The following is a 21,215-nucleotide window of genomic DNA, read 5'->3' on the forward strand; positions in this document are numbered from 1 at the left end:
GCGTTTCTGAACCAACGAATTTGTAGGCCGGGTAAGGCAAAGCCTCGACCCGGCAAGTCAGGCCGTACTCCACGCCACAATAAACTCTGCAATTCCATCCACATCATTTAAATCCAGCACCGGAACTTCTAGCGGCAATACAACATCACTGGCCACCGCAATCACATGCTCATCCAGGGTTAACTCGCTGAAATCATGCCCGGCATCGCTTCTGAACAGCAGGATCTTAGGCACGGCCTCATGCTTAAATCCTTCAACCAGCACCAGATCCAGCGTGGCATGATCCATCCGGCTGACCAGATAAGCGAGATCCAGCGGCGCCTCATCCGGCGTTTCTGTCATCAACGCCCAGCGTTGAGTACTTGCCACCATCGTCTGTGCCGCGCCCGCTTTACGCAGCTCAAAGCTGTCTTTTCCCGGTTTATCGACATCCATATTATGGTGGGTATGCTTAATCAATCCTGGACGGATACCTCTGGCACAAAGCGCAGGAATGAGCTTTTTCAGCAGCGTGGTTTTCCCGGTCCCACTCCAGGCGGAAATGGCGACAACAGGTATCATCTTTTCTCCTGCATCATCTGCAAATCGTCAGGCGTATTCACGTTCACAAATGCTGATTTCAAATCGCTAAAATCAACGGGATGACCGCCAGACTCGTGCATAAAAGCCATTACCCTGCGTTCTCCCGCAGCCAGATAGGCCTGCAGGGAAGGTACTAGCGATCGGTGCATCAATGCGATAGCAGGATGGTCACGCTCGCCGTCATGTACCCAAACCACAGGGGCCGTACCGCGAAGCTGTAAAAAACGCTCGACAAGACAGGACGGAATAAACGGGGTATCGCAGGGACAGAAGATGAACCACTCTCCGCGAGACTGTTGCATGACCGAAAGCATACCGGCTAACGGTCCCGGGAAATCCTCAAGGATATCCTGGTAAACGGCGTACCCGCTGAGCTGGTAAGTATCGATATGCCGGTTAGCGCTGATGACCATTGTCGACACCTGGCCTGCGAGCGTATCAGCGACACATTGCCATAAGGGTTTGCCGTTCAGGCGTTGAAGCCCCTTATCTTTTCCGCCCATTCGCGTCGCTCTGCCACCTGCCAGAACGACCCCAATGATTTCCTGGCTAAGATTCACGAATATCGCCTCTTTTATTGTGGGATTGACCCTGCTAACGTGTCACTCTAAATGAAAGGAGCACCACCATGAAATGTAAACGTCTGAATGAAGTTATTGAACTCCTCCAGCCCGCCTGGCAAAAAGAGCCAGAGCTAAATCTGATGCAATTTTTACAGAAACTGGCGAAAGAGTCAGGTTTTGACGGCGATCTGGCAGACCTTTCTGACGACATCCTGATCTACCACCTTAAAATGCGTGACTCTGCCAAAGATGCTGTTATTCCTGGTATTCAGAAGGATTATGAGGAAGATTTTAAGACCGCATTATTGCGCGCCCGAGGCGTAATTAAAGAGTAAAAGCTTGTAAGCGGCGGCACCGAAATCGCTACAAGATGATATCCTGAATCATTCGTATAATTTCCGGATGATCGGATGAACGACCAGGCTTTTACTTTCCAGACATTACACCCGGACACCATTATGGATGCCCTGTTTGAACAGGGTATTCGGGTGGATTCCGGGCTAACACCGTTAAACAGCTACGAAAACCGCGTCTATCAATTTCAGGATGAGGAGCGTCAGCGCTTCGTCGTAAAGTTCTATCGTCCTGAACGCTGGTCCGCAGAACAAATTCAGGAAGAGCATCAGTTTGCTCACGATCTGCTGGATGACGATGTCCCCGTTGCCGCACCGCTAAAATTCAATAACCAGACGCTCCTCACGCACGAAGGGTTTTATTACGCTGTATTCCCAAGTCTGGGTGGTCGACAGTTTGAGGCGGATAATATCGATCAGATGGAATGGGTGGCTCGCTATCTGGGGCGTATACACCAGACGGGACGCAAAAAAGCCTTTATTGCCCGCCCGACTATCGGGATTCAGGAATACCTTCTTGAACCGCGCAAAATATTCGAAACGTCTGCCCTGATCCCCACTGCGTTAAAGGATGATTTCCTCAACTCCACCGATAAGCTCATTGCTGCAGTGAAAACCTGCTGGCGCGACGATATTCCGGTCCTGCGCCTGCATGGCGATTGTCATGCCGGAAATATCCTCTGGCGTGATGGCCCGCTGTTTGTCGATCTCGATGATGCGCGTATGGGGCCAGCGGTTCAGGACCTGTGGATGTTGCTCAATGGCGACAAAGCCGAGCAACGCATGCAGCTTGAAACCATTATTGAAGCTTATGAAGAATTTAGCCCGTTTAATTCAGACGAAATTGGCCTGATTGAGCCTTTACGTGCGATGCGTTTTGTTTATTATCTCGCATGGTTAATCAGGCGTTGGGACGATCCCGCATTTCCCCGGAATTTCCCGTGGCTTACCGGAGAGGATTACTGGCGCAGCCAGATATCTACATTTACTGAGCAGGTCAAGGTTCTTCAGGAACCCCCTCTGCAATTAACGCCGATGTATTAATTGGACACACCCAGGAGAGAGTTAATCATGAAAAAAATTTGGCTGGCGCTGGCAGGTATGATTCTGGCATTTAGCGCTTCTGCTGCGCAGTTTACCGATGGTAAACAGTTTACCACGCTGGAAAAGCCGGTTGCTGGTGAGCCGCAGGTTCTGGAGTTCTTCTCGTTCTATTGCCCACACTGCTATCAGTTCGAGCAGGTTCTGCATGTGTCTGACAACGTGAAGAAAAAGCTGCCAGAAGGCACCAAAATGACCAAGTACCACGTCGAGTTCCTGGGCCCATTGGGTAAAGACCTGACTCAGGCATGGGCGGTCGCGATGGCACTGGGCGTGGAAGATAAAATCACTGCGCCAATGTTTGAAGCCGTACAGAAAACCCAGACCGTTCAGACTACTGCGGATATCCGTAAAGTGTTCGTTGATGCTGGCGTGAAAGGTGAAGAGTATGACTCAGCATGGAACAGCTTTGTGGTGAAATCCCTGGTGGCTCAGCAGGAAAAAGCGGCTGCTGACCTCCAGCTTCAGGGCGTTCCGGCGATGTTTGTTAACGGCAAATACCAGCTGAACATGCAGGGCATGGACACCAGCAGCATGGATATCTTCGTACAGCAGTATGCTGATACCGTGAAATACCTGGTTGAGAAGAAGTAATTTTGTTGATGTAAAAACGCCGGTCAGTGACCGGCGTTTTTGTATGAAGATTTAATACTGTCTATCTGTTCGTCTTTCTCTTTCCAGAGCGTATTAAGCCACTGCTGGAAACGACGTTTGAAATTCTTATCGTTAACGTAATCACCGTGCAGCTCGGCATCAATCGGGACCAGATCGACACGCACAACAATGCGCGTCAGGTTGCCGCTGAGCATATCGAAGAACGGCGTCTTATTATTTTCCGGATAGCAGAGCGTGACGTTCAGGAGTTTATCGAACTGAGCTCCCAGTACGTTAAGCGCCATCGCAATACCCGCCGCCTTCGGCGGCAGAAGATGCTGGTAAGGAGAGCGCGTTTGTTGATGCTTCTCTTCCGTAAACCGGGAGCCTTCAACAAAGTTCACGATGGTCGTTGGATGCGCGCGAAACTTTTCGCAGGAACGGCGCGTGGTCTCAACATCTTTGCCGCGGCGCTCGGGATGACGAATCAAATAGCTGCGCGAATAGCGTTTCATAAATGGCATATCGAGCGCCCAGCAGGCCAGCCCGATAAAAGGCACCCAGGCGAGCTGCTGTTTCAGAAAGTATTTGTTCATCGGGATGTGTTTGCGAAAAAGCACGCATAACACCACGATGTCCGCCCAGCTGTGGTGATTACAGATCAGCAGGTACCAGTTCTTCTTGTTAAGACCTTCAAGTCCTTTGACATCCCACTTCAGATGCGGGTTCAGGCATAGCAGGATCGCCAGTCCTTCGCACCAGCAGTACATCATGAAGTTACAAAATGCGGACACGGCTCGCCACACCACAGGGACAGGCAGCAGAAGTTTTATGATCCCGGCGACAATGATTGGCACAGAGCAGGCGACCGTCACCAGAATAGTTAAAATGATGCTTAAGAGTAATGTTATTGCTGCGAGCAATCTCGGCATGATGAGCTTTTTCAGGTAGTTAGCTGTAAGTGAGCGGCCGGCTATGCGACGCCGGGCGCTGATTTTATCAGAAAACAGACAAATTAATGGTGCTTTCACGTGATGATTTGACCGCTTTTACCCTGACGTAGAATATTTCACTGTGATTCTGCGCTTAGCAAGGCTTATATCCACATAGACTAAATTGCCATCAGTTGACCATATCGATAAGATCTATTGCCATAACAGCATGATAATTAAGATCTAAAAATTAACTCATATGTATTTTTTACGTCTGTTATTCATATGAAGTGAAAATATGCACAAACTTATCCACAGTTTGATTTTTACGAGCGATCCTCACGATCGCAAAATCTTTTCCTGTATCTGGCGCTAATAACTGATGTTTTCATCCTTCTGTGGCATCCTTTAACCATAAATTGATTAAAGGCACGGACATTATGGTTCAGATCCCAGAAAACCCTCTTATTCTCGTCGATGGCTCTTCTTACCTGTATCGGGCATACCATGCGTTTCCTCCTCTGACCAATAGCGCAGGGGAACCCACCGGCGCAATGTACGGCGTGCTCAACATGCTGCGCAGCCTGATCCTTCAGTATCAGCCAACTCATGCGGCTGTGGTCTTTGATGCTAAAGGTAAAACCTTCCGCGATGAGCTGTTTGAGCATTACAAATCTCACCGTCCGCCAATGCCTGACGATCTGCGTGCGCAGATTGAGCCGCTGCACACCATGGTAAAAGCGATGGGGCTACCGCTGCTGGCCGTCTCTGGCGTGGAAGCCGATGACGTCATCGGCACGCTGGCGCGTGAAGCCGAAAAAATGGGCCGTCCTGTACTGATCAGCACCGGTGATAAAGATATGGCGCAGCTGGTGACGCCAGGTATCACCCTGATTAACACCATGACCAACACTATTCTGGGGCCTGAAGAGGTGGTCACTAAGTATGGCGTGCCGCCTGAACTGATTATCGACTTCCTCGCGTTGATGGGCGACTCCTCGGATAACATCCCGGGTGTGCCTGGCGTCGGTGAAAAAACCGCGCAGGCGCTGCTTCAGGGGCTGGGCGGATTGGATACGCTATACGCGGAATCGGATAAAATCGCCGGTCTCTCCTTCCGTGGCGCAAAAACCATGGCCGGAAAACTGGAAGAGAACAAAGAGGTGGCTTATCTCTCCTATAAGCTGGCGACAATCAAGACCGATGTCGAACTGGAGCTGGGCTGTGAGCAGCTTGAAGTGCAACAGCCTTCCGCTGACGATCTGCTGAGCCTGTTTAAGAAATACGAATTCAAGCGCTGGATCACTGACGTGGAAGCCGGTAAATGGCTACAGGCAAAAGGGGCCAAACCTGCTGCTAAGCCGAAGGAGACGATCGTCGTTGACGCAGAAGAGCAGGCGGAAGAAGAAGCCGTGGTGCTTTCCTTCGACAACTACGAAACCATTCTTGAAGAGTCGCAGCTGATCGCCTGGATCGAGAAATTGAAAAAGGCGCCGGTCTTTGCCTTTGATACCGAAACTGACAGTCTCGATAACATCTCAGCCAATATGGTTGGCCTGTCATTTGCGACAGAGCCGGGTATTGCCGCCTACGTTCCTGTGGCGCATGACTACCTGGATGCGCCAGAGCAAATTTCCCGTGAGCGCGTGCTTGAGCTGCTGAAGCCGATCCTGGAAGACGAAAAGGCGCTCAAGGTTGGGCAAAACCTCAAGTACGACCGCGGCATTCTGCAAAACTACGGCATTGAACTGCGCGGGATTGCCTTCGACACCATGCTTGAATCCTACATTCTGGACAGCGTCGCGGGCCGTCATGATATGGATTCCTTATCTGACCGCTGGCTCAAGCACAAAACCATCACCTTTGAAGAGATTGCCGGTAAAGGGAAAAATCAGCTCACTTTTAACCAGATTGCTCTTGAAGAGGCGGGGCGCTATGCGGCGGAAGACGCCGATGTTACGCTGCAGTTGCACCTGAAGATGTGGCCAAAACTGCAGAAGCATGAAGGCCCACTGAACGTGTTCCAGCATATTGAGATGCCGCTGGTGCCCGTGCTGTCACGCATTGAACGTAACGGCGTCAAAATCGACCCAACGGTGCTGCATAACCACTCCGGGGAGCTGGCGCAGCGTTTGACCGAGCTTGAGCAAAAAGCGCATGAGCTTGCAGGCGAGCCGTTTAACCTCTCTTCACCGAAGCAGCTGCAAACCATTCTGTTTGAAAAGCAGGGCATCAAGCCGCTGAAGAAAACCCCTGGCGGCGCACCGTCAACCTCTGAAGAGGTGCTGGAAGAGCTGGCGCTGGATTACCCGCTGCCAAAAGTGATTCTGCAGTACCGTGGTCTCGCGAAGCTGAAGTCTACCTACACCGACAAGCTCCCGCTGATGATCAACCCGAAAACGGGTCGCGTGCACACGTCGTATCATCAGGCTGTCGCGGCGACCGGTCGTCTCTCATCAACCGATCCTAACCTGCAGAACATCCCGGTACGTAATGAAGAAGGCCGCCGTATTCGCCAGGCTTTCATCGCACCAGAGGATTATCTGATTGTCTCTGCTGACTACTCGCAAATTGAGCTGCGCATTATGGCGCATCTGTCCCGCGACAAAGGCCTGCTGACCGCGTTTGCCGAAGGGAAGGATATCCACCGGGCAACCGCGGCGGAAGTCTTCGGCTTGCCACTGGACAGCGTGACCAACGAACAGCGCCGCAGCGCTAAAGCGATCAACTTCGGCCTGATTTACGGCATGAGTGCATTTGGTCTTTCGCGCCAGCTCAATATTCCGCGTAAAGAGTCGCAGAAGTATATGGATCTCTACTTTGAGCGATATCCGGGCGTGCTGGAATATATGGAACGCACCCGCGCGCAGGCGAAGGAAAAAGGTTACGTCGAAACCCTGGATGGCCGCCGTCTCTACTTACCGGACATCAAATCCAGCAACGCGGCGCGTCGCGCTGGCGCAGAGCGTGCGGCGATCAACGCCCCGATGCAGGGTACCGCGGCGGACATTATTAAGCGTGCAATGATCGCCGTTGATGCCTGGCTGGAAGAAGAGCAGCCTCGCGTGAAAATGATCATGCAGGTACACGATGAACTGGTATTTGAAGTGCACAAAGACGACCTCGACGCCGTGTCGAAGAAGATCCACGAACTGATGGAAAGCAGCATGACGCTTGACGTGCCGTTGCTGGTGGAAGTGGGAAGTGGCGAAAACTGGGATCAGGCTCACTAACGGTTCTTCGCATAACGCGCTTTTTATGTAAGTTTGCAACATAACAACGCGCGTTTTGTGACGATCATTAGAATTCCCTATGTAAAGAATGAAAAAAAACTACAAAAAGTGCTTTTTCTGCAGCACAAAAAGGGGTAGAGTTATCGGCGTAGGGTACAGAGGTAAGATGTTCTATCTTTCAGACCTTTTACTTCACGTAATCGGATTTGGCTGAATATTTTAGCCGCCCCAGTCAGTAATGACTGGGGCGTTTTTTATTGCGGCAAAGAAAAATTCAGGCAAAAAAAACGCGGCTATCGCCGCGTTCGGTATTACTCTTCTTCCGCTTCCGTCGCGGGTTCCAGCTCGCTAAACCAGGTATCGAGCTTCTGACGCAGCTTGTCCACGCCCTGCTTTTTCAGCGAGGAGAACGGCTCAACCTGCACATCACCGTTGAACGCCAGCACCGCTTCGCGAACCATATTCACCTGCGCTTTGCGCGCGCCGCTCGCCAGCTTATCGGCTTTCGTCAGCAGCACCAGCACGGCGATATCGCTTGCTACAGCCCAGTCGATCATCTGCTGATCCAGGTCTTTCAGGGGATGACGAATATCCATCAGCACCACCAGACCTTTCAGGCACAGGCGTTTTTCCAGGTATTCACCCAGCGCACGTTGCCATTTGATTTTCATCTCTTCCGGTACCTGCGCGTAACCGTAGCCCGGTAAGTCGACCAGGCGTTTGCCTTCTGCCACTTCAAACAGGTTGATCAGCTGGGTACGGCCAGGTGTTTTTGAGGTACGCGCCAGGCTCTTCTGATTGGTCAGCGTATTCAGGGCGCTGGATTTCCCCGCATTGGAGCGGCCAGCAAATGCCACTTCAATACCTGTATCAGAAGGAAGGTGGCGAATATCGGGCGCACTGGTGACAAAATGCGTCTGTTGGTAGTTCCAGGTAGTCACGTGGTCGTCTCCAAAATCGTAATCTGAAGGGGATTATACCCGAATGCAGGCAAAAGGCTTTTCTGATTGCGATGAGCTGTAGGCGAATACCCCAACCGGTGTGAGAGATCGGCTAATGATGCTATGGGAGATTTCAGAGAATTCGCAGGCGTCAAAAAAGCCAAACTGTTTTAAATCATAATCTTATTTCCAGGTAATTATCTGAAAATCCCTTTTTGTACCGTTTCGTTGCTTGTTAGTTTAACGGAACAAGGTAAAGTGTGCGTCAGGGCGAGGAAGCCAGCAGGATATCGACTTAAGGACAAGGGTCAGGAACGCCAGGAGGCGAAGACGCAGGATTGTCAGGATGACCAGCGCCTGGAGGCGTTTTAACAGGAAATGGAACCGTATCACGGACGGTATTAGCCAAGGGATAAACAGGGTTTGTTGTTGGCAAACATGGAATGTCTGACCCGCTAAGGGTTGTGAGTCAGGAAAAAAGGCGACAGATTGCTCTGTCGCCTTTTTTCTTTGCTTGCTTTCTGCTAGATTTCGCCGCAATTCTATACTGAATAAAACGGCTTAAAGATAAAACATCATGAAAAAACCGACCACCGCAGCAGGCGCGAAACGCCCTGCAAAAGCACGCCGCAAAACGCGCGAAGAACTGAACCAGGAAGCGCGCGATCGTAAACGCGACAAAAAACATCGCGGTCATGCTGCGGGTAGCCGTGCCAACGGTGGTGGTGCAGCGGGTGCTTCTGCAAATGGCAAACAGCAGAAAGACCCTCGTATCGGCAGTAAAACTCCCATTCCACTGGGCGTGACAGACACCCCGGTCACTAAGCAGCACAAACCAAAGAGCGAGAAACCTATGCTTTCACCGCAGGCTGAGCTGGATTTGCTGGAGAACGATGAGCGCCTGGACGCGCTGCTGGAACGTCTTGAAGAGGGTGAAACCCTGACCGCTGAAGAGCAGTCATGGGTGGATGCCAAACTGGATCGTATCGATGAACTGATGCAGAAGCTGGGCCTGTCATACGACGATGACGAAGATGAAGAAGAAGACGAGAAGCAGGAAGATATGATGCGTCTTCTGAAGGGTGGAAACTAACATTTGCACCCGGCAGGCACGATAGTCCTGCTTATAACCCTTCCGGTTATATGTTATCTGGTGTGGTTATTCGTTAAACTACGGCGGTTGTCGCGGCGACAGAAGTGGTTGCGCACCCGAGTGATGGCCCGCAATGGGGCCAGAACGGGCCGCCGTATACGAACGCGACACCAACGGAAGGAGTGAGCATGTCAGCACCAACTATCGACTGGGATTTGGCCCTAATCCAGAAATATAACTATTCCGGGCCGCGTTATACGTCATACCCCACCGCGCTGGAGTTCTCCGATGCCTTCGGCGAGGATGATTTTCAGCAGGCTGTCGCGCGCTATCCTGAGCGTCCGCTGTCGCTCTACGTCCATATTCCGTTCTGCCATAAGCTGTGTTACTTCTGCGGCTGCAATAAAATCGTTACCCGTCAGCAGCACAAAGCCGACCAGTATCTTGATGCGCTCGAACAAGAAATTGTCCATCGCGCGCCGCTGTTTGCTGGCCGTCACGTCAGCCAGCTTCACTGGGGCGGGGGCACGCCAACCTATCTGAATAAAGCGCAAATCAGCCGCCTGATGACCCTGCTGCGCGGCAATTTCAGTTTTAACGCCGACGCTGAAATCTCGATCGAGGTCGATCCGCGTGAAATAGAGCTGGATGTACTGGATCACTTACGCGCCGAAGGCTTCAATCGTCTGAGCATGGGCGTGCAGGATTTCAATAAAGAGGTTCAGCGTCTGGTGAACCGCGAACAGGACGAAGCGTTTATCTTCGCCTTACTCAACCACGCGCGTGAGATTGGTTTCACCTCGACCAATATCGACCTGATTTACGGCCTGCCAAAGCAAACGCCGGAAAGCTTCGCCTTCACCCTGAAGCGCGTGGCCGAACTCAACCCGGACCGCCTGAGCGTCTTTAACTATGCGCATCTGCCGACGCTCTTTGCCGCCCAGCGCAAAATTAAAGATGCCGATCTGCCTTCTGCCCAGCAGAAGCTGGATATTCTGCAGGAAACCATCACCTCGCTGACCGAAACCGGCTATCAGTTTATCGGGATGGATCACTTTGCCCGTCCGGATGACGAACTGGCGATTGCTCAGCGGGAAGGCGTTCTGCACCGTAACTTCCAGGGCTACACAACCCAGGGCGATACCGATTTACTGGGGATGGGCGTTTCCGCTATCAGCATGATTGGCGACTGTTACGCGCAGAACCAGAAAGAGCTGAAGCTGTACTATCAGCAGGTTGATGAGACCGGCAGCGCACTGTGGCGCGGCATTGCGTTAACGCGCGACGACTGCATCCGTCGGGATGTCATTAAGGCGCTTATCTGCAACTTCCGTCTCGATTTCGGCGACGTTGAGTCGCAGTGGGATCTGCACTTCAGCGATTATTTTGCAGAAGACCTGAAGCTGATTGCACCGCTGGCGAAAGACGGGCTGGTGGATGTGTCTGAGAGCGCGATTGAGGTCACGCCGAAAGGGCGTCTGTTGATTCGTAATATCTGCATGTGCTTTGACGCGTATCTGCGCCAGAAAGCGCGACTGCAGCAGTTCTCGCGGGTGATTTAAGCCGCAAAAGCGCAAAACGTAGGCCGGGTAAGGCGAAGCCGCCACCCGGCTTTTACGTTCAACCCCGTTAGCTAAACAGCCCAACCAGCGCCGCACACAACATAGCCGCAACGGCTGTTTGTGGCGTGTGGCTTTCAGCGGCTCCGCTAGAGAGCATATTCACGATTGTTTCCAGCATGATCTTCCCCCCAATTTCCGGGCACGATCATACAAAACTCATCGGAACAGTAAAGCGCAAAATAACGGCAATTTGCGCTCAATTAATAACCTTTACACAGGGATGTACGATCACTCCATTCCCAGCTCTTTAAGCTTGCGCGTCAGGGTATTACGTCCCCATCCCAACAGGCGAGCGGCTTCCTGCTTATGACCCTGCGTATGACGAAGCGCGGTGGTTAACAGCGTACGCTCCATCTCTGGCTGAGCTTCAGACAACAGGTTTTGATGACCGGAACGCAGCGCGCGGTCGGCCCACTGCGCCAGCAGCGTCGCCCAGCTGTCCGGCAGCGCGTGCCCGGTACTGCTTTCAGGCGCGGTCGCTTCAAACAGCTCGGCCGGTAAATCCTGAATCAACACTTCCTGCCCGGCTGCCATCACGGTCAACCAGCGGCAGGTGTTTTCCAGCTGACGCACGTTGCCCGGCCACGCCAGACGCGTCAGAGCGGCATCGGTTTCCGGGTGAAGCTGCTTGGCTTCCACACCCAGCTCGCGGGCGGCCACCTGCAGGAAATGGCGTGCCAGGCGGGGAATATCTTCCCGGCGCTCGCGCAGCGGCGGCAGATGAACGCGGATGACGTTCAGACGGTGGAATAAATCCTCACGGAATTTGCCTTCCTGCACGCGTTGCTCCAGGTTCTGGTGGGTCGCGGCGATAATACGCACGTCCACCTTCACCGGCGCATAGCCGCCCACGCGATAAAACTGCCCGTCGGCCAGCACGCGCAGCAGGCGAGTCTGGACATCCAGCGGCATATCGCCGATTTCATCCAGGAACAGCGTGCCGCCGTCAGCCTGTTCGAAGCGCCCCTGGCGAATGGTATTTGCGCCGGTAAATGCCCCTTTTTCATGGCCGAACAGTTCGGACTCAATCAAATCCTTCGGGATCGCCGCCATATTCAGGGCGATGAATGGCGCTTTTGCCCGCGGGCTGTGGCGGTGCAATGCATGCGCCACAAGCTCTTTACCGGTTCCCGATTCACCGTTAATTAATACGCTGATGGACGAGCGGGACAAACGACCAATAATGCGAAACACGTCCTGCATCGCCGGCGCTTCGCCGATGATGTCTGTCGTTGGCCCAAAATCAGGCGCGTGGCGCGGCTGTTGCTGCTCCTGATAATGGCTAATCGCGCGCTCAACCAGCGCCACCGCTTCGTCGATATCAAACGGTTTGGGCAGGTAATCGAATGCCCCTTGCTGATAGGCGCTCACTGCGGCATCCAGATCGGAGTGCGCGGTCATTATGATGACCGGAAGCATAGGGTGGCGTTGTTTGATCTGCTTTAACAGCGCCAGCCCGTCCATGCCCGGCATACGAATATCCGAAAGCAGAACGTCTGGCGTTTTGGTGGTAAGTGCGTCGAGCACTTCGCTGCCGCTCTCAAACGTCGTGCAGCTTAATCCCGCCCCCGTGAGCGCGCGTTCAAGCACCCAACGGATGGAGCTATCGTCATCGACTACCCAGACTATCCCTCGTTGCATAAACGTCACCTTTATTTTTTAATCGGCAGGAAAACCGAAAACTCGGTATGTCCCGGCCAACTGGTAAATTCAATTTTCCCGGAGTGTTGATCGATCAAACTGCGGGCAATGGATAAGCCCAGGCCGGTCCCGCCTTCGCGACCGCTTACCATCGGGTAGAACAGGGTATCCTGCAGATGCGATGGAATGCCGGGCCCGTTATCCTCAACGTCGATTCGGGCCGCCAGCCGGTAGCGCACGCCGTGTAACGTGAGCTGGAAGGCGGTGCGGGTGCGTAAAATAATCTCGCCCCCTTCAGGTCCCAGCGCCTGCAGGGCATTACGCACAATATTCAACAAGACCTGCTCAATCTGGTCCGGGTCATGGGCCAGTTCCGGCAGGCTTGGGTCGTAATCGCGTACCAGCGTGACGTTCTCCGGCAGCTCCATTGAGACGAGCTTCACCACCCGCTCAGCCACTTTATGGATGCTTTCAGTGACGTGCATTCCCGGCTGCTGTGGCCCAAGAAGACGGTCTACCAGATTCCGCAGACGGTCCGCCTGCTCAATGATGACGTTGGTATACTCCGCCAGCGCGGGGTCGGGCAGCGCCTTGGTCAGAAGCTGCGCCGCGCCCCGTAATCCACCCAGCGGGTTCTTGATTTCATGCGCCAGACCGCGCACCAGGTCACGGGCGGCAATCTGCTGCGCATGCTGAAGCTGCTCCTGGCTCAGTCGACGCTGATTATCCATCGGCGCCATTTCCAGCAGGATCATCCCATCAGGAAGACGCTGCGCGGTTAGCGACAGAATGTGCGAGCGCCCGTCGATCACCAGCGTCACTTCGTTATCGGTAAACCCCTGGCCAGCCTGCAAACTTTCCTGCATCAGGCCAATATTCAGCGAAAAATAGCTCAGGAGTTCAGGAAGCGGGGTGCCAAACAGTTTACGTGCGCTTTGGGCAAGCAGCTGCTGCGCCGCCGGGTTGGCGTAATGAACGGCCAGCTCGTCATCGACCAGCAAGATGCTGTTAATCAAAGAATTGAGGATCTGCCCAGCATCGGGCAGCGTGCCAGTTGCCATTCAGCAGTCTCCTGGAGTCGTTTGCACTAATTTAGTGCAGTATAGCGTTTTCGGCGTAAAAAGCGCGTGAGATCAGGTTGTTGGTGGAGAAAAAAGCCCATCCGGAGATGGGCTAAAAGTTTCCACGGCAACTACTCCCGGCGCTTGTCACGCCGGGTAAAACAACTTTATTAAACGCTGTAGTACAGTTCGAACTCAACCGGGTGCGGAGTCATACGCACGCGGTCGTTCTCTTCAGTACGCAGAGCGATGTAAGCGTCAATCGCTTCATCTGTGAACACGCCACCCGCAGTCAGGAACTCACGGTCTGCGTCCAGCGCCTGGAGGGCTTCTTCCAGAGAGCCAGCAACCTGTGGGATCTCTTTCGCTTCTTCTGGCGGCAGGTCGTACAGGTTTTTGTCCATCGCTTCGCCCGGGTGGATCTTGTTCTTGATACCGTCCAGACCGGCCATCAGCAGTGCTGCGAAGCACAGGTATGGGTTAGCCGCTGGGTCCGGGAAGCGAACTTCGATACGACGCGCTTTCGGAGAAGCAACAACCGGGATACGGATAGAAGCAGAACGGTTACGGGCAGAGTAGGCCAGCATCACCGGCGCTTCGTAGCCTGGGACCAGACGCTTGTAGGAGTTGGTGGTTGGGTTCGCCAGGGCGTTGATCGCTTTAGCGTGTTTGATAACACCACCGATGTAGTGCAGCGCCTGCTCGGACAGACCGGCATATTTGTCGCCAGAGAACAGGTTGGTCCCGTTCTTGGACAGAGACATGTGGCAGTGCATACCGGAACCGTTGTCGCCAAACATTGGTTTTGGCATGAAGGTCGCGGTTTTACCGAAACGGTGCGCAACGTTGTGCACAACGTATTTGTAGATCTGAATCTCATCCGCTTTCTTGGTCATGGTGTTGAAGCGGGTAGCGATTTCATTCTGGCCAGCGGTCGCCACTTCGTGGTGGTGCGCTTCAACAACCAGGCCCATCTCTTCCATGATCAGACACATGGTAGAACGGATGTCCTGTGAAGAATCGACCGGAGGAACCGGGAAGTAACCGCCTTTCACGCCAGGACGGTGACCTTTGTTACCACCTTCGTATTTGGTGGAAGAGTTCCATGCGCCTTCGATGTCGTCGATAGCCACGTGGGAACCAGAAATTGAAGCGCCGAAACGGATGTCGTCAAACAGGAAGAACTCTGGCTCTGGTCCGAACAGAACGGTGTCCGCGATGCCGGTAGAACGCAGGTACTCTTCAGCACGTTTTGCGATAGAGCGTGGGTCGCGGTCGTAGCCCTGCAGGGTGCCTGGCTCGAGGATGTCGCAACGGATGATCAGAGTGGGTTCTTCGAAGAACGGGTCAATGAGCGCAGTGGTCGCGTCCGGCATCAGAACCATGTCGGATTCGTTAATGCCTTTCCAGCCACCAATGGAGGAGCCGTCAAACATTTTGCCTTCTTCAAAGAATTCGGCGTTCACCTGATGAGCAGGGATTGTGACGTGCTGTTCTTTACCTTTGGTATCGGTGAAGCGCAGATCAACAAACTTCACTTCATGTTCGTTCAGCATCGTCAAAACGTGTTCAGCGGACATACTTAACTCTCCAGATTGGTCATTGTCGTCGTGGTAACGAGGTCTTCAATTTCTGTTTGTACTGGCTGGTGCCATGTATTTTTTATAAAGCGAAATCTGTGCCAACTTTTAAAACACCCCAAAAAGGCGTTATCATGCGCACCATAGTGCAAAAGGGCTGCACCACGATGGATTTGTTGCACCAGTATAGTGCTTCAATGTGAACATTGAGCACCATATTGGTGCAATTTACGTTAAAGTGCCCTTTTACCGCTCCGTGAAAGCGATCACAAAGCATCTCTGCAATACTTGTTTGCGGGGGATGTTTGTGATCCTGTTTTGTAGTGCGATTAATCCGTGTACAATAACGCGCTATTTCTAAATGCCTGAGGCAAAGTTGTGATCGAAAATTTGCGTAACATCGCCATCATCGCGCACGTAGACCATGGTAAAACTACCCTGGTTGACAAGCTGCTGCAGCAATCCGGTACGTTTGATGCGCGTGCCGAAACCCAAGAACGCGTGATGGACTCCAACGATTTGGAGAAAGAGCGTGGGATTACCATCCTCGCGAAAAACACCGCGATTAAATGGAATGACTACCGTATCAACATCGTTGATACCCCAGGGCACGCCGACTTCGGTGGTGAAGTTGAACGTGTAATGTCCATGGTAGACTCCGTTCTGCTGGTCGTTGACGCAATGGATGGCCCAATGCCACAGACGCGCTTCGTGACCAAAAAAGCTTTTGCCCATGGTCTGAAGCCAATCGTTGTTATCAACAAAGTTGACCGCCCTGGCGCGCGTCCTGACTGGGTTGTTGACCAGGTCTTCGACCTGTTCGTTAACCTCGACGCGACCGACGAGCAGCTGGACTTCCCTATCGTTTACGCCTCTGCGCTGAACGGTATCGCAGGTCTGGACCACGAAGACATGGCTGAAGACATGACCCCGCTGTATCAGGCGATTGTTGACCGTGTTCCTGCGCCAAACGTCGATCTCGACGGCACCCTGCAGATGCAGATCTCTCAGCTCGACTACAACAACTACGTTGGCGTAATCGGCATTGGTCGTATCAAGCGCGGTAAAGTGAAGCCTAACCAGCAGGTTACTATCATCGATAGCGAAGGCAAAACCCGTAACGGTAAAGTCGGTAAAGTACTGACTCACCTGGGTCTTGAGCGTATCGAGAGTGACGTTGCGGAAGCGGGCGACATCATCGCTATCACCGGTCTGGGTGAACTGAACATCTCCGACACCATCTGCGATCCGCAGAACGTCGAAGCGCTGCCAGCCCTGTCCGTTGATGAACCAACCGTATCCATGTTCTTCAACGTCAACACCTCTCCGTTCTGTGGTAAAGAAGGTAAATTCGTTACCTCTCGTCAGATCCTTGACCGCCTGAACAAAGAGCTGGTGCACAACGTTGCGCTGCGCGTTGAAGAAACCGAAGACGCTGATGCATTCCGCGTTTCGGGTCGTGGTGAGCTGCACCTGTCTGTTCTGATCGAAAACATGCGTCGTGAAGGTTTCGAAATGGCGGTTTCCCGTCCGAAAGTAATCTTCCGCGAAATCGACGGCCGTAAACAAGAGCCGTTCGAAAACGTAACGCTGGACGTTGAAGAGCAGCACCAGGGTTCTGTGATGCAGGCTCTGGGTGAGCGTAAAGGCGACCTGAAAAACATGAATCCAGATGGCAAAGGCCGCGTACGTCTCGACTACGTGATCCCAAGCCGTGGTCTGATCGGCTTCCGTTCAGAGTTCATGACCATGACCTCCGGTACCGGTCTGCTGTACTCCACCTTCAGCCACTACGACGACGTTCGTCCGGGCGAAGTGGGCCAGCGTAACAACGGCGTGCTGATCTCCAACGGTCAGGGTAAAGCGGTTGCGTTTGCGCTGTTCGGTCTGCAGGATCGCGGTAAGCTGTTCCTGGGTCACGGTGCTGAAGTTTACGAAGGCCAGATCATCGGTATTCACAGTCGTTCTAACGACCTGACCGTAAACTGCCTGACCGGTAAGAAACTGACCAACATGCGTGCGTCCGGTACTGACGAAGCAACGGTTCTGGTTCCACCGATCAAGATGACTCTGGAGCAGGCTCTGGAATTCATTGATGATGACGAACTGGTCGAAGTGACTCCACAGTCAATTCGTATCCGTAAACGTCACCTGACCGAGAACGATCGTAAACGTGCTATGCGCGGTGCGAAAGAAGACTAATACGGTTATGCCGTAGGCCGGGTAAGCGCATGCGCCACCCGGCAACGAAAAAGCCGCTGAGCGATCAGCGGCTTTTTTATTAGAACGAATACCGTAACCCTAAACGGATCCGGTACTGCTCCCGGTTGTAATCATTCCACCTGTCCAGCCACTGCAGTTCGAGGTACGGCAGCCAGTTTCTGTCGATTTTATAGCTGAACTTGTTGGTAATTTCCCAGTGATGATCTTTGCCATTTTTGCTGTGGTAATCATTCACCCGCTGGAAAAAGTGCGGCTCAAAGGTGTAGAAAAACGCATCCGTCACTTTGAAATTCCAGTAGTTGGCAAATTCGTGCGTGTCATTCTTATCCATCTGCCCGTTATAGTTCGGCGTATCGTAGTTGTTATGGTTATAGCGATAGCGGAACGTCAGATTAAACCAGTCTGTAAATTTGTAGTTGGTATCTAAATAAACCGCACCGCCGGACCCTGCGCTGCTGTCGTTAATTAATCCGCCGGGCTGGAAGGTGAGTTTGTCGGTCGGTTTAAAGAGCGGATACCACCCCTCTATTTCGTTATAGCTGTGCTTGAGCTCATCCCATTTCCCCACGTTATAGGCGTTGGTGAACATCAGCCCCGCGCCCATATCGAAGTTATATCCCGCGCGCAGGATCACCTCGTGCAGCTCAGAGGCCGTATTGTAGGCTTCACGCGTTTCGACATACGCTCCGGCAAATACCGGGCAGGACACAGACGACACGATCAGTACGGTAATGATTCTTTTCATAATTTGTCCATGTATCAGGTACAGAAAGGCCTCCCTCCTGATTAACAGGAAGGAAAGAATGGCCGGATTTATTGTTATAAAGTGACTGCTGACGCTTTATTGTTGGTGGTTATCTCAGGGGTATTCGCTGATTGTTTTTTCCGTTTTCCAATCTCCTCAATAATAAAGGCGAAGCGCGCTTCGTTGAGTTTATAAAACAACCCCATGGTCACGGCGGCCACGATCGCCAGGCCGCACGGCCAGAGGAAAATAAGCTGACGCAACCCAAGCAGCGTGCCCGCGCTCTGCACGGCATGGGGAACGTAGCCAATCTGGGTCAACATAATGCCGGGCAGAAAACCGGCGAGCGCGGCGGAGATTTTGCGCGAGAAGGTGTAGCCGGTATACACCGATCCTTCGGCGCGAATGCCGGTTTTCCACTCGCCATAATCAACCGTATCCGGAACCAGCGCCCAGTTGAGGCTGTTCACAAACGCCGTGCCGAAGAAGGCCATGCAGGAAAACAGCACGAACAGCAGGGAGCTGGTTCCCCAGAAGAAGTTCAGCACGTCGCCCACCGCCCACAGCGTCAGCCCGCCCAGATAGACCGGCTTCTTGCCAAATCGCTTCACCGCGCCCGGCACCAGAAACACGCCAATCAGAATGCAGCCCATGCTGAAGAAGCCCATCCACGACAGCAGGTGCAGATCGTTCAGCACGTACTGGGTGTAATAGACCTGAATCGCCAGCTTGATGTTAAATGCGGCGAGGGTACACAGGTTGGCGATACACAGCACCAGCAGCGGCGGGTTACGAAAGATGGCGCAGAACGATTTCAGCATGCCGGGCTTATGATGATCGGGCGTGAGCTCCACGTAGCGTTCTTTCACGCCGCTATAGCACCACCACATGCAGAACAGGCCGCCGGTGACGAACGCCAGCGCGGCCACCAGATAGCCCAGGGAGGGTTGGCTGACGAACAGCGCCTGAATGGGCATAAAGCCGACGGTGCAGAGCAACAGTCCCACCGTTGCGCCACCCTGACGCCACGCCGCCAGCTGCGCGCGCTCGTTCGGGTTTTTGGTGATGGCCGGGACCATCGCGCCGTAGGCGCAGTTCATCAGGCTATAACAGAGGCCAAACATCATGAAGAGCAGGGTGGCGAGAGCCGTTTTCACCGTCAGGCTAAAGTCGTTGGCCATAAACTGCGCCGTGGCGACCAGCGCCACCGGGACGGAAGCGTAAAGAATGAATGGCCGGAACTTCCCCCTCGGTCCGATGTTGCGCCGGGAGTCGAGCAGCACGCCGGTCAGCATGTCGGTCAACGCGGTAAAGAACTTGGCGACCAGAAAAATGATGCCGCCATAGAACGCAGGCAGACCCAGTTCGTCAGTATAAAACTTCAGCAGATACAGCGTGCCAATACAGAGCATCAGGTTCGAGCCAAAATCGCCCATCCCGTAGGCGCACTTCTCTCGCAGGCTCAACTTCAGGGTTAACGGATCAGTATTATGTGTCATGGTCGATCCTCAGAGCGCCCCGCAGGGCGCTTTCTCACGTCATTTATGCCGTACGTTTGCGCAGTTCGATCTCTTCCACGATGCGCACATACATCTTCTCGTTGAGGTTGTAGAAGCAGCCCATCGCCACGATGGTGATGACCGCCAGCAGGCTCGGGTAGATAAATATCAGCTGCCGCAGCCCTTCAACCGTTCCGGCGGATTGCACCACGTTGGGTACATAGCCGATCTGCGTGAGCATGATCCCCGGGAAGAAGCCCGCCAGCGCCTGCGATACCTTCCGGAAGAAGGTAAAGCCGGTATAGACCGTCCCCTCGGAGCGCACGCCGGTGCGCCACTCGCCGTATTCCACGGTATCGGACACCAGCGCCCAGTTCAGGCTGTTCACAAACGCGGAGCCAAAGAACGCCAGGCAGGAGAACGCCACAAAGCTCACCGATCCGCCGCCGAAGAAGTAGTTGAGCAGATCGCCCGCCACCCAAATCGTCAGCCCGCTGATGTAGACCTTTTTCTTGCCAAAACGCCGCACCGCGCCGGGCATCATAAAGACGCCGATAAAAATACAGCCCATGCTGAAGAAGCCCATATACGACAGCAGGATCGGGTCATTCAGCACGTACTGCGTGTAGTAGACCTGAATAGCGAGTTTGACGTTAAAGGCGCCCAGCGTGCACAGGTTGGCGATGCAGAGGATAAACAGCGGACGGTTCCCGGCGATGGCGCGAAACGACTGCAGCAGGCCCGGTTTTTGCGCCGGGTTTGCAGGCTGTGTCTCGACGTAACGCTCGGTCACGCCCTTATAGCACCACCACATGAAGAACAGCCCGAACAGCGAGAAGAGGGTCGCAGCGAAGATATACCCAAGCTGGTCGTTACCTTCAATCAGGTTCATCACTGGCACAAAACCCACGGTACAGAGCAGCAGGCCCAGCGTGGCGCCGCCCTGACGCCAGGCGGCCAGCGACGCGCGCTCGTCCGGGTTTTTAGTAATGGCGGGCACCATCGCGCCGTAGGAGCAGTTCATCATGCTGAAGAACAGGCCGTAAAGCATGAACAGCACCGTCGCCATCACCGTTTTGCCGGTTACCTCAAACGGCGTGCCGACAAAGTTGGCAATCGCCAGCAGCGTCACCGGGAAGGCCGCATACAGTACGAACGGGCGGAACTTCCCTTTCGGGCCGATCTTGCGCCGGGAGTCGAGCATGATCCCGGTCCCCATGTCGGTGAAGGCGGTAAAGAACTTCGCAATCAGGAAGATAATCCCGCCGTAGGTGCCCGGAAGCCCCAGCACGTCGGTGTAAAATTTCAGCAAATAGAGCGTGCCGATATCCAGCAGGATGTTAGAGCCGAGGTCGCCCATCCCGTAGGCGAGTTTTTCTTTAAACGGCAGTCGCAGGGTTGCCGGATCGGAAGTAAGTTGACTCATTATTATTCTCCGTCTGCCCGCAGGTT

At 53.5% G+C, this 21,215-nt stretch carries 19 protein-coding genes; 8 read left to right on the top strand and 11 right to left on the bottom strand.

From position 1 onward, the window contains the following. Positions 1-57 precede the first annotated feature (57 nt). Positions 58-561 carry a molybdopterin-guanine dinucleotide biosynthesis protein MobB gene (gene mobB / locus N037_RS06975; protein ID WP_032639898.1) on the bottom strand — a complete coding sequence of 168 codons (504 nt, stop codon included), beginning with the start codon at positions 559-561 and terminating at the stop codon, positions 58-60. Continuing rightward, positions 558-1,142: a molybdenum cofactor guanylyltransferase MobA gene (mobA, locus tag N037_RS06980; RefSeq protein ID WP_032639900.1), complete on the bottom strand. Its 585-nt coding sequence runs from the start codon at positions 1,140-1,142 to the stop codon at positions 558-560. Before mobA ends, mobB begins: the two co-directional genes overlap by 4 nt. A gap of 68 nt (positions 1,143-1,210) precedes the next feature. On the opposite strand from mobA, the gene N037_RS06985 reads away from it, so the two are divergent. The 3 genes from N037_RS06985 to dsbA all read left to right on the top strand — a co-directional run bounded on the left by N037_RS06985 (position 1,211) and on the right by dsbA (position 3,193). Further along, positions 1,211-1,480 carry a YihD family protein gene (locus N037_RS06985; protein WP_008501866.1) on the top strand — a complete coding sequence of 90 codons (270 nt, stop codon included), beginning with the start codon at positions 1,211-1,213 and terminating at the stop codon, positions 1,478-1,480. 75 nt (positions 1,481-1,555) lie between these two features. Next, positions 1,556-2,542: a serine/threonine protein kinase gene (locus N037_RS06990; RefSeq protein WP_032639903.1), complete on the top strand. Its 987-nt coding sequence runs from the start codon at positions 1,556-1,558 to the stop codon at positions 2,540-2,542. Between the two features lie 27 nt (positions 2,543-2,569). After that, complete coding sequence (gene dsbA, locus N037_RS06995; protein WP_032639906.1) at positions 2,570-3,193, top strand: thiol:disulfide interchange protein DsbA; 624 nt, start codon at positions 2,570-2,572, stop codon at positions 3,191-3,193. A 23-nt stretch (positions 3,194-3,216) separates the two neighbouring features. On the opposite strand, the gene N037_RS07000 is transcribed toward dsbA, so the two are convergent. Further along, positions 3,217-4,125 (bottom strand): acyltransferase, encoded by a 909-nt coding sequence (locus tag N037_RS07000; protein WP_032639908.1) that lies wholly within the window; start codon positions 4,123-4,125, stop codon positions 3,217-3,219. Positions 4,126-4,565: 440 nt separating this feature from the next. Here N037_RS07000 and polA point away from each other — a divergent pair, with 440 nt between their 5' ends. Both polA and N037_RS25390 read left to right on the top strand, forming a co-directional pair. Continuing rightward, positions 4,566-7,358 (top strand): DNA polymerase I, encoded by a 2,793-nt coding sequence (gene polA, locus N037_RS07005; protein ID WP_032639910.1) that lies wholly within the window; start codon positions 4,566-4,568, stop codon positions 7,356-7,358. A gap of 166 nt (positions 7,359-7,524) precedes the next feature. Beyond that, complete coding sequence (locus N037_RS25390; protein ID WP_071892919.1) at positions 7,525-7,572, top strand: spot 42 RNA, inhibition of DNA synthesis; 48 nt, start codon at positions 7,525-7,527, stop codon at positions 7,570-7,572. Between the two features lie 97 nt (positions 7,573-7,669). Here N037_RS25390 and yihA read toward each other — a convergent pair whose 3' ends face one another. Next, positions 7,670-8,299 carry a ribosome biogenesis GTP-binding protein YihA/YsxC gene (gene yihA, locus N037_RS07010; RefSeq protein ID WP_023309768.1) on the bottom strand — a complete coding sequence of 210 codons (630 nt, stop codon included), beginning with the start codon at positions 8,297-8,299 and terminating at the stop codon, positions 7,670-7,672. A gap of 577 nt (positions 8,300-8,876) precedes the next feature. Here yihA and yihI point away from each other — a divergent pair. Next, positions 8,877-9,392: a Der GTPase-activating protein YihI gene (gene yihI, locus N037_RS07015; protein ID WP_032639912.1), complete on the top strand. Its 516-nt coding sequence runs from the start codon at positions 8,877-8,879 to the stop codon at positions 9,390-9,392. Positions 9,393-9,580: 188 nt separating this feature from the next. After that, entirely contained in the window at positions 9,581-10,954 is a 1,374-nt protein-coding gene (gene hemN / locus N037_RS07020) for an oxygen-independent coproporphyrinogen III oxidase (RefSeq protein WP_023333899.1), read from the top strand. Positions 10,955-11,021: 67 nt separating this feature from the next. Here hemN and N037_RS24810 read toward each other — a convergent pair whose 3' ends face one another. The 4 genes from N037_RS24810 to glnA all read right to left on the bottom strand — a co-directional run bounded on the left by N037_RS24810 (position 11,022) and on the right by glnA (position 15,296). Then, positions 11,022-11,132 (bottom strand): YshB family small membrane protein, encoded by a 111-nt coding sequence (locus N037_RS24810; RefSeq protein ID WP_023333898.1) that lies wholly within the window; start codon positions 11,130-11,132, stop codon positions 11,022-11,024. A 110-nt stretch (positions 11,133-11,242) separates the two neighbouring features. Beyond that, positions 11,243-12,655, bottom strand: coding sequence for a nitrogen regulation protein NR(I) (glnG, locus tag N037_RS07025; RefSeq protein WP_023309765.1), 1,413 nt, complete (start codon positions 12,653-12,655; stop codon positions 11,243-11,245). Between the two features lie 11 nt (positions 12,656-12,666). Continuing rightward, positions 12,667-13,716, bottom strand: a complete 1,050-nt coding sequence (gene glnL, locus N037_RS07030) for a nitrogen regulation protein NR(II) (protein ID WP_023333897.1) — start codon at positions 13,714-13,716, stop codon at positions 12,667-12,669. Positions 13,717-13,886: 170 nt separating this feature from the next. Beyond that, entirely contained in the window at positions 13,887-15,296 is a 1,410-nt protein-coding gene (gene glnA, locus N037_RS07035; protein ID WP_023333896.1) for a glutamate--ammonia ligase, read from the bottom strand. Positions 15,297-15,674: 378 nt separating this feature from the next. Here glnA and typA point away from each other — a divergent pair, with 378 nt between their 5' ends. Next, positions 15,675-17,498 carry a ribosome-dependent GTPase TypA gene (gene typA / locus N037_RS07040; RefSeq protein ID WP_032639914.1) on the top strand — a complete coding sequence of 608 codons (1,824 nt, stop codon included), beginning with the start codon at positions 15,675-15,677 and terminating at the stop codon, positions 17,496-17,498. 79 nt (positions 17,499-17,577) lie between these two features. On the opposite strand, the gene ompL is transcribed toward typA, so the two are convergent. The 3 genes from ompL to N037_RS07055 all read right to left on the bottom strand — a co-directional run bounded on the left by ompL (position 17,578) and on the right by N037_RS07055 (position 21,189). Beyond that, entirely contained in the window at positions 17,578-18,264 is a 687-nt protein-coding gene (gene ompL, locus N037_RS07045; protein ID WP_032639916.1) for a porin OmpL, read from the bottom strand. A gap of 74 nt (positions 18,265-18,338) precedes the next feature. Further along, positions 18,339-19,763, bottom strand: a complete 1,425-nt coding sequence (locus N037_RS07050) for an MFS transporter (protein ID WP_032639918.1) — start codon at positions 19,761-19,763, stop codon at positions 18,339-18,341. Between the two features lie 43 nt (positions 19,764-19,806). Then, entirely contained in the window at positions 19,807-21,189 is a 1,383-nt protein-coding gene (locus N037_RS07055; protein WP_032639920.1) for an MFS transporter, read from the bottom strand. Positions 21,190-21,215: the final 26 nt, after the last annotated feature.

This window comes from Enterobacter sp. EGD-HP1, from assembly GCF_000733275.2.
Lineage (GTDB): Bacteria > Pseudomonadota > Gammaproteobacteria > Enterobacterales > Enterobacteriaceae > Enterobacter.

Bases quoted from the DNA above. Each gene is read 5' to 3' on its own strand.
- mobB (WP_032639898.1), bottom strand. From the start codon at position 561: ATGATACCTGTTGTCGCCATTTCCGCCTGGAGTGGGACCGGGAAAACC.
- N037_RS06985 (WP_008501866.1), top strand. From the start codon at position 1,211: ATGAAATGTAAACGTCTGAATGAAGTTATTGAACTCCTCCAGCCCGCC.
- N037_RS06990 (WP_032639903.1), top strand. From the start codon at position 1,556: ATGAACGACCAGGCTTTTACTTTCCAGACATTACACCCGGACACCATT.
- dsbA (WP_032639906.1), top strand. From the start codon at position 2,570: ATGAAAAAAATTTGGCTGGCGCTGGCAGGTATGATTCTGGCATTTAGC.
- N037_RS07000 (WP_032639908.1), bottom strand. From the start codon at position 4,125: ATGCCGAGATTGCTCGCAGCAATAACATTACTCTTAAGCATCATTTTA.
- polA (WP_032639910.1), top strand. From the start codon at position 4,566: ATGGTTCAGATCCCAGAAAACCCTCTTATTCTCGTCGATGGCTCTTCT.
- yihI (WP_032639912.1), top strand. From the start codon at position 8,877: ATGAAAAAACCGACCACCGCAGCAGGCGCGAAACGCCCTGCAAAAGCA.
- hemN (WP_023333899.1), top strand. From the start codon at position 9,581: ATGTCAGCACCAACTATCGACTGGGATTTGGCCCTAATCCAGAAATAT.
- N037_RS24810 (WP_023333898.1), bottom strand. From the start codon at position 11,132: ATGCTGGAAACAATCGTGAATATGCTCTCTAGCGGAGCCGCTGAAAGC.
- glnG (WP_023309765.1), bottom strand. From the start codon at position 12,655: ATGCAACGAGGGATAGTCTGGGTAGTCGATGACGATAGCTCCATCCGT.
- glnL (WP_023333897.1), bottom strand. From the start codon at position 13,716: ATGGCAACTGGCACGCTGCCCGATGCTGGGCAGATCCTCAATTCTTTG.
- glnA (WP_023333896.1), bottom strand. From the start codon at position 15,296: ATGTCCGCTGAACACGTTTTGACGATGCTGAACGAACATGAAGTGAAG.
- ompL (WP_032639916.1), bottom strand. From the start codon at position 18,264: ATGAAAAGAATCATTACCGTACTGATCGTGTCGTCTGTGTCCTGCCCG.
- N037_RS07050 (WP_032639918.1), bottom strand. From the start codon at position 19,763: ATGACACATAATACTGATCCGTTAACCCTGAAGTTGAGCCTGCGAGAG.
- N037_RS07055 (WP_032639920.1), bottom strand. From the start codon at position 21,189: ATGAGTCAACTTACTTCCGATCCGGCAACCCTGCGACTGCCGTTTAAA.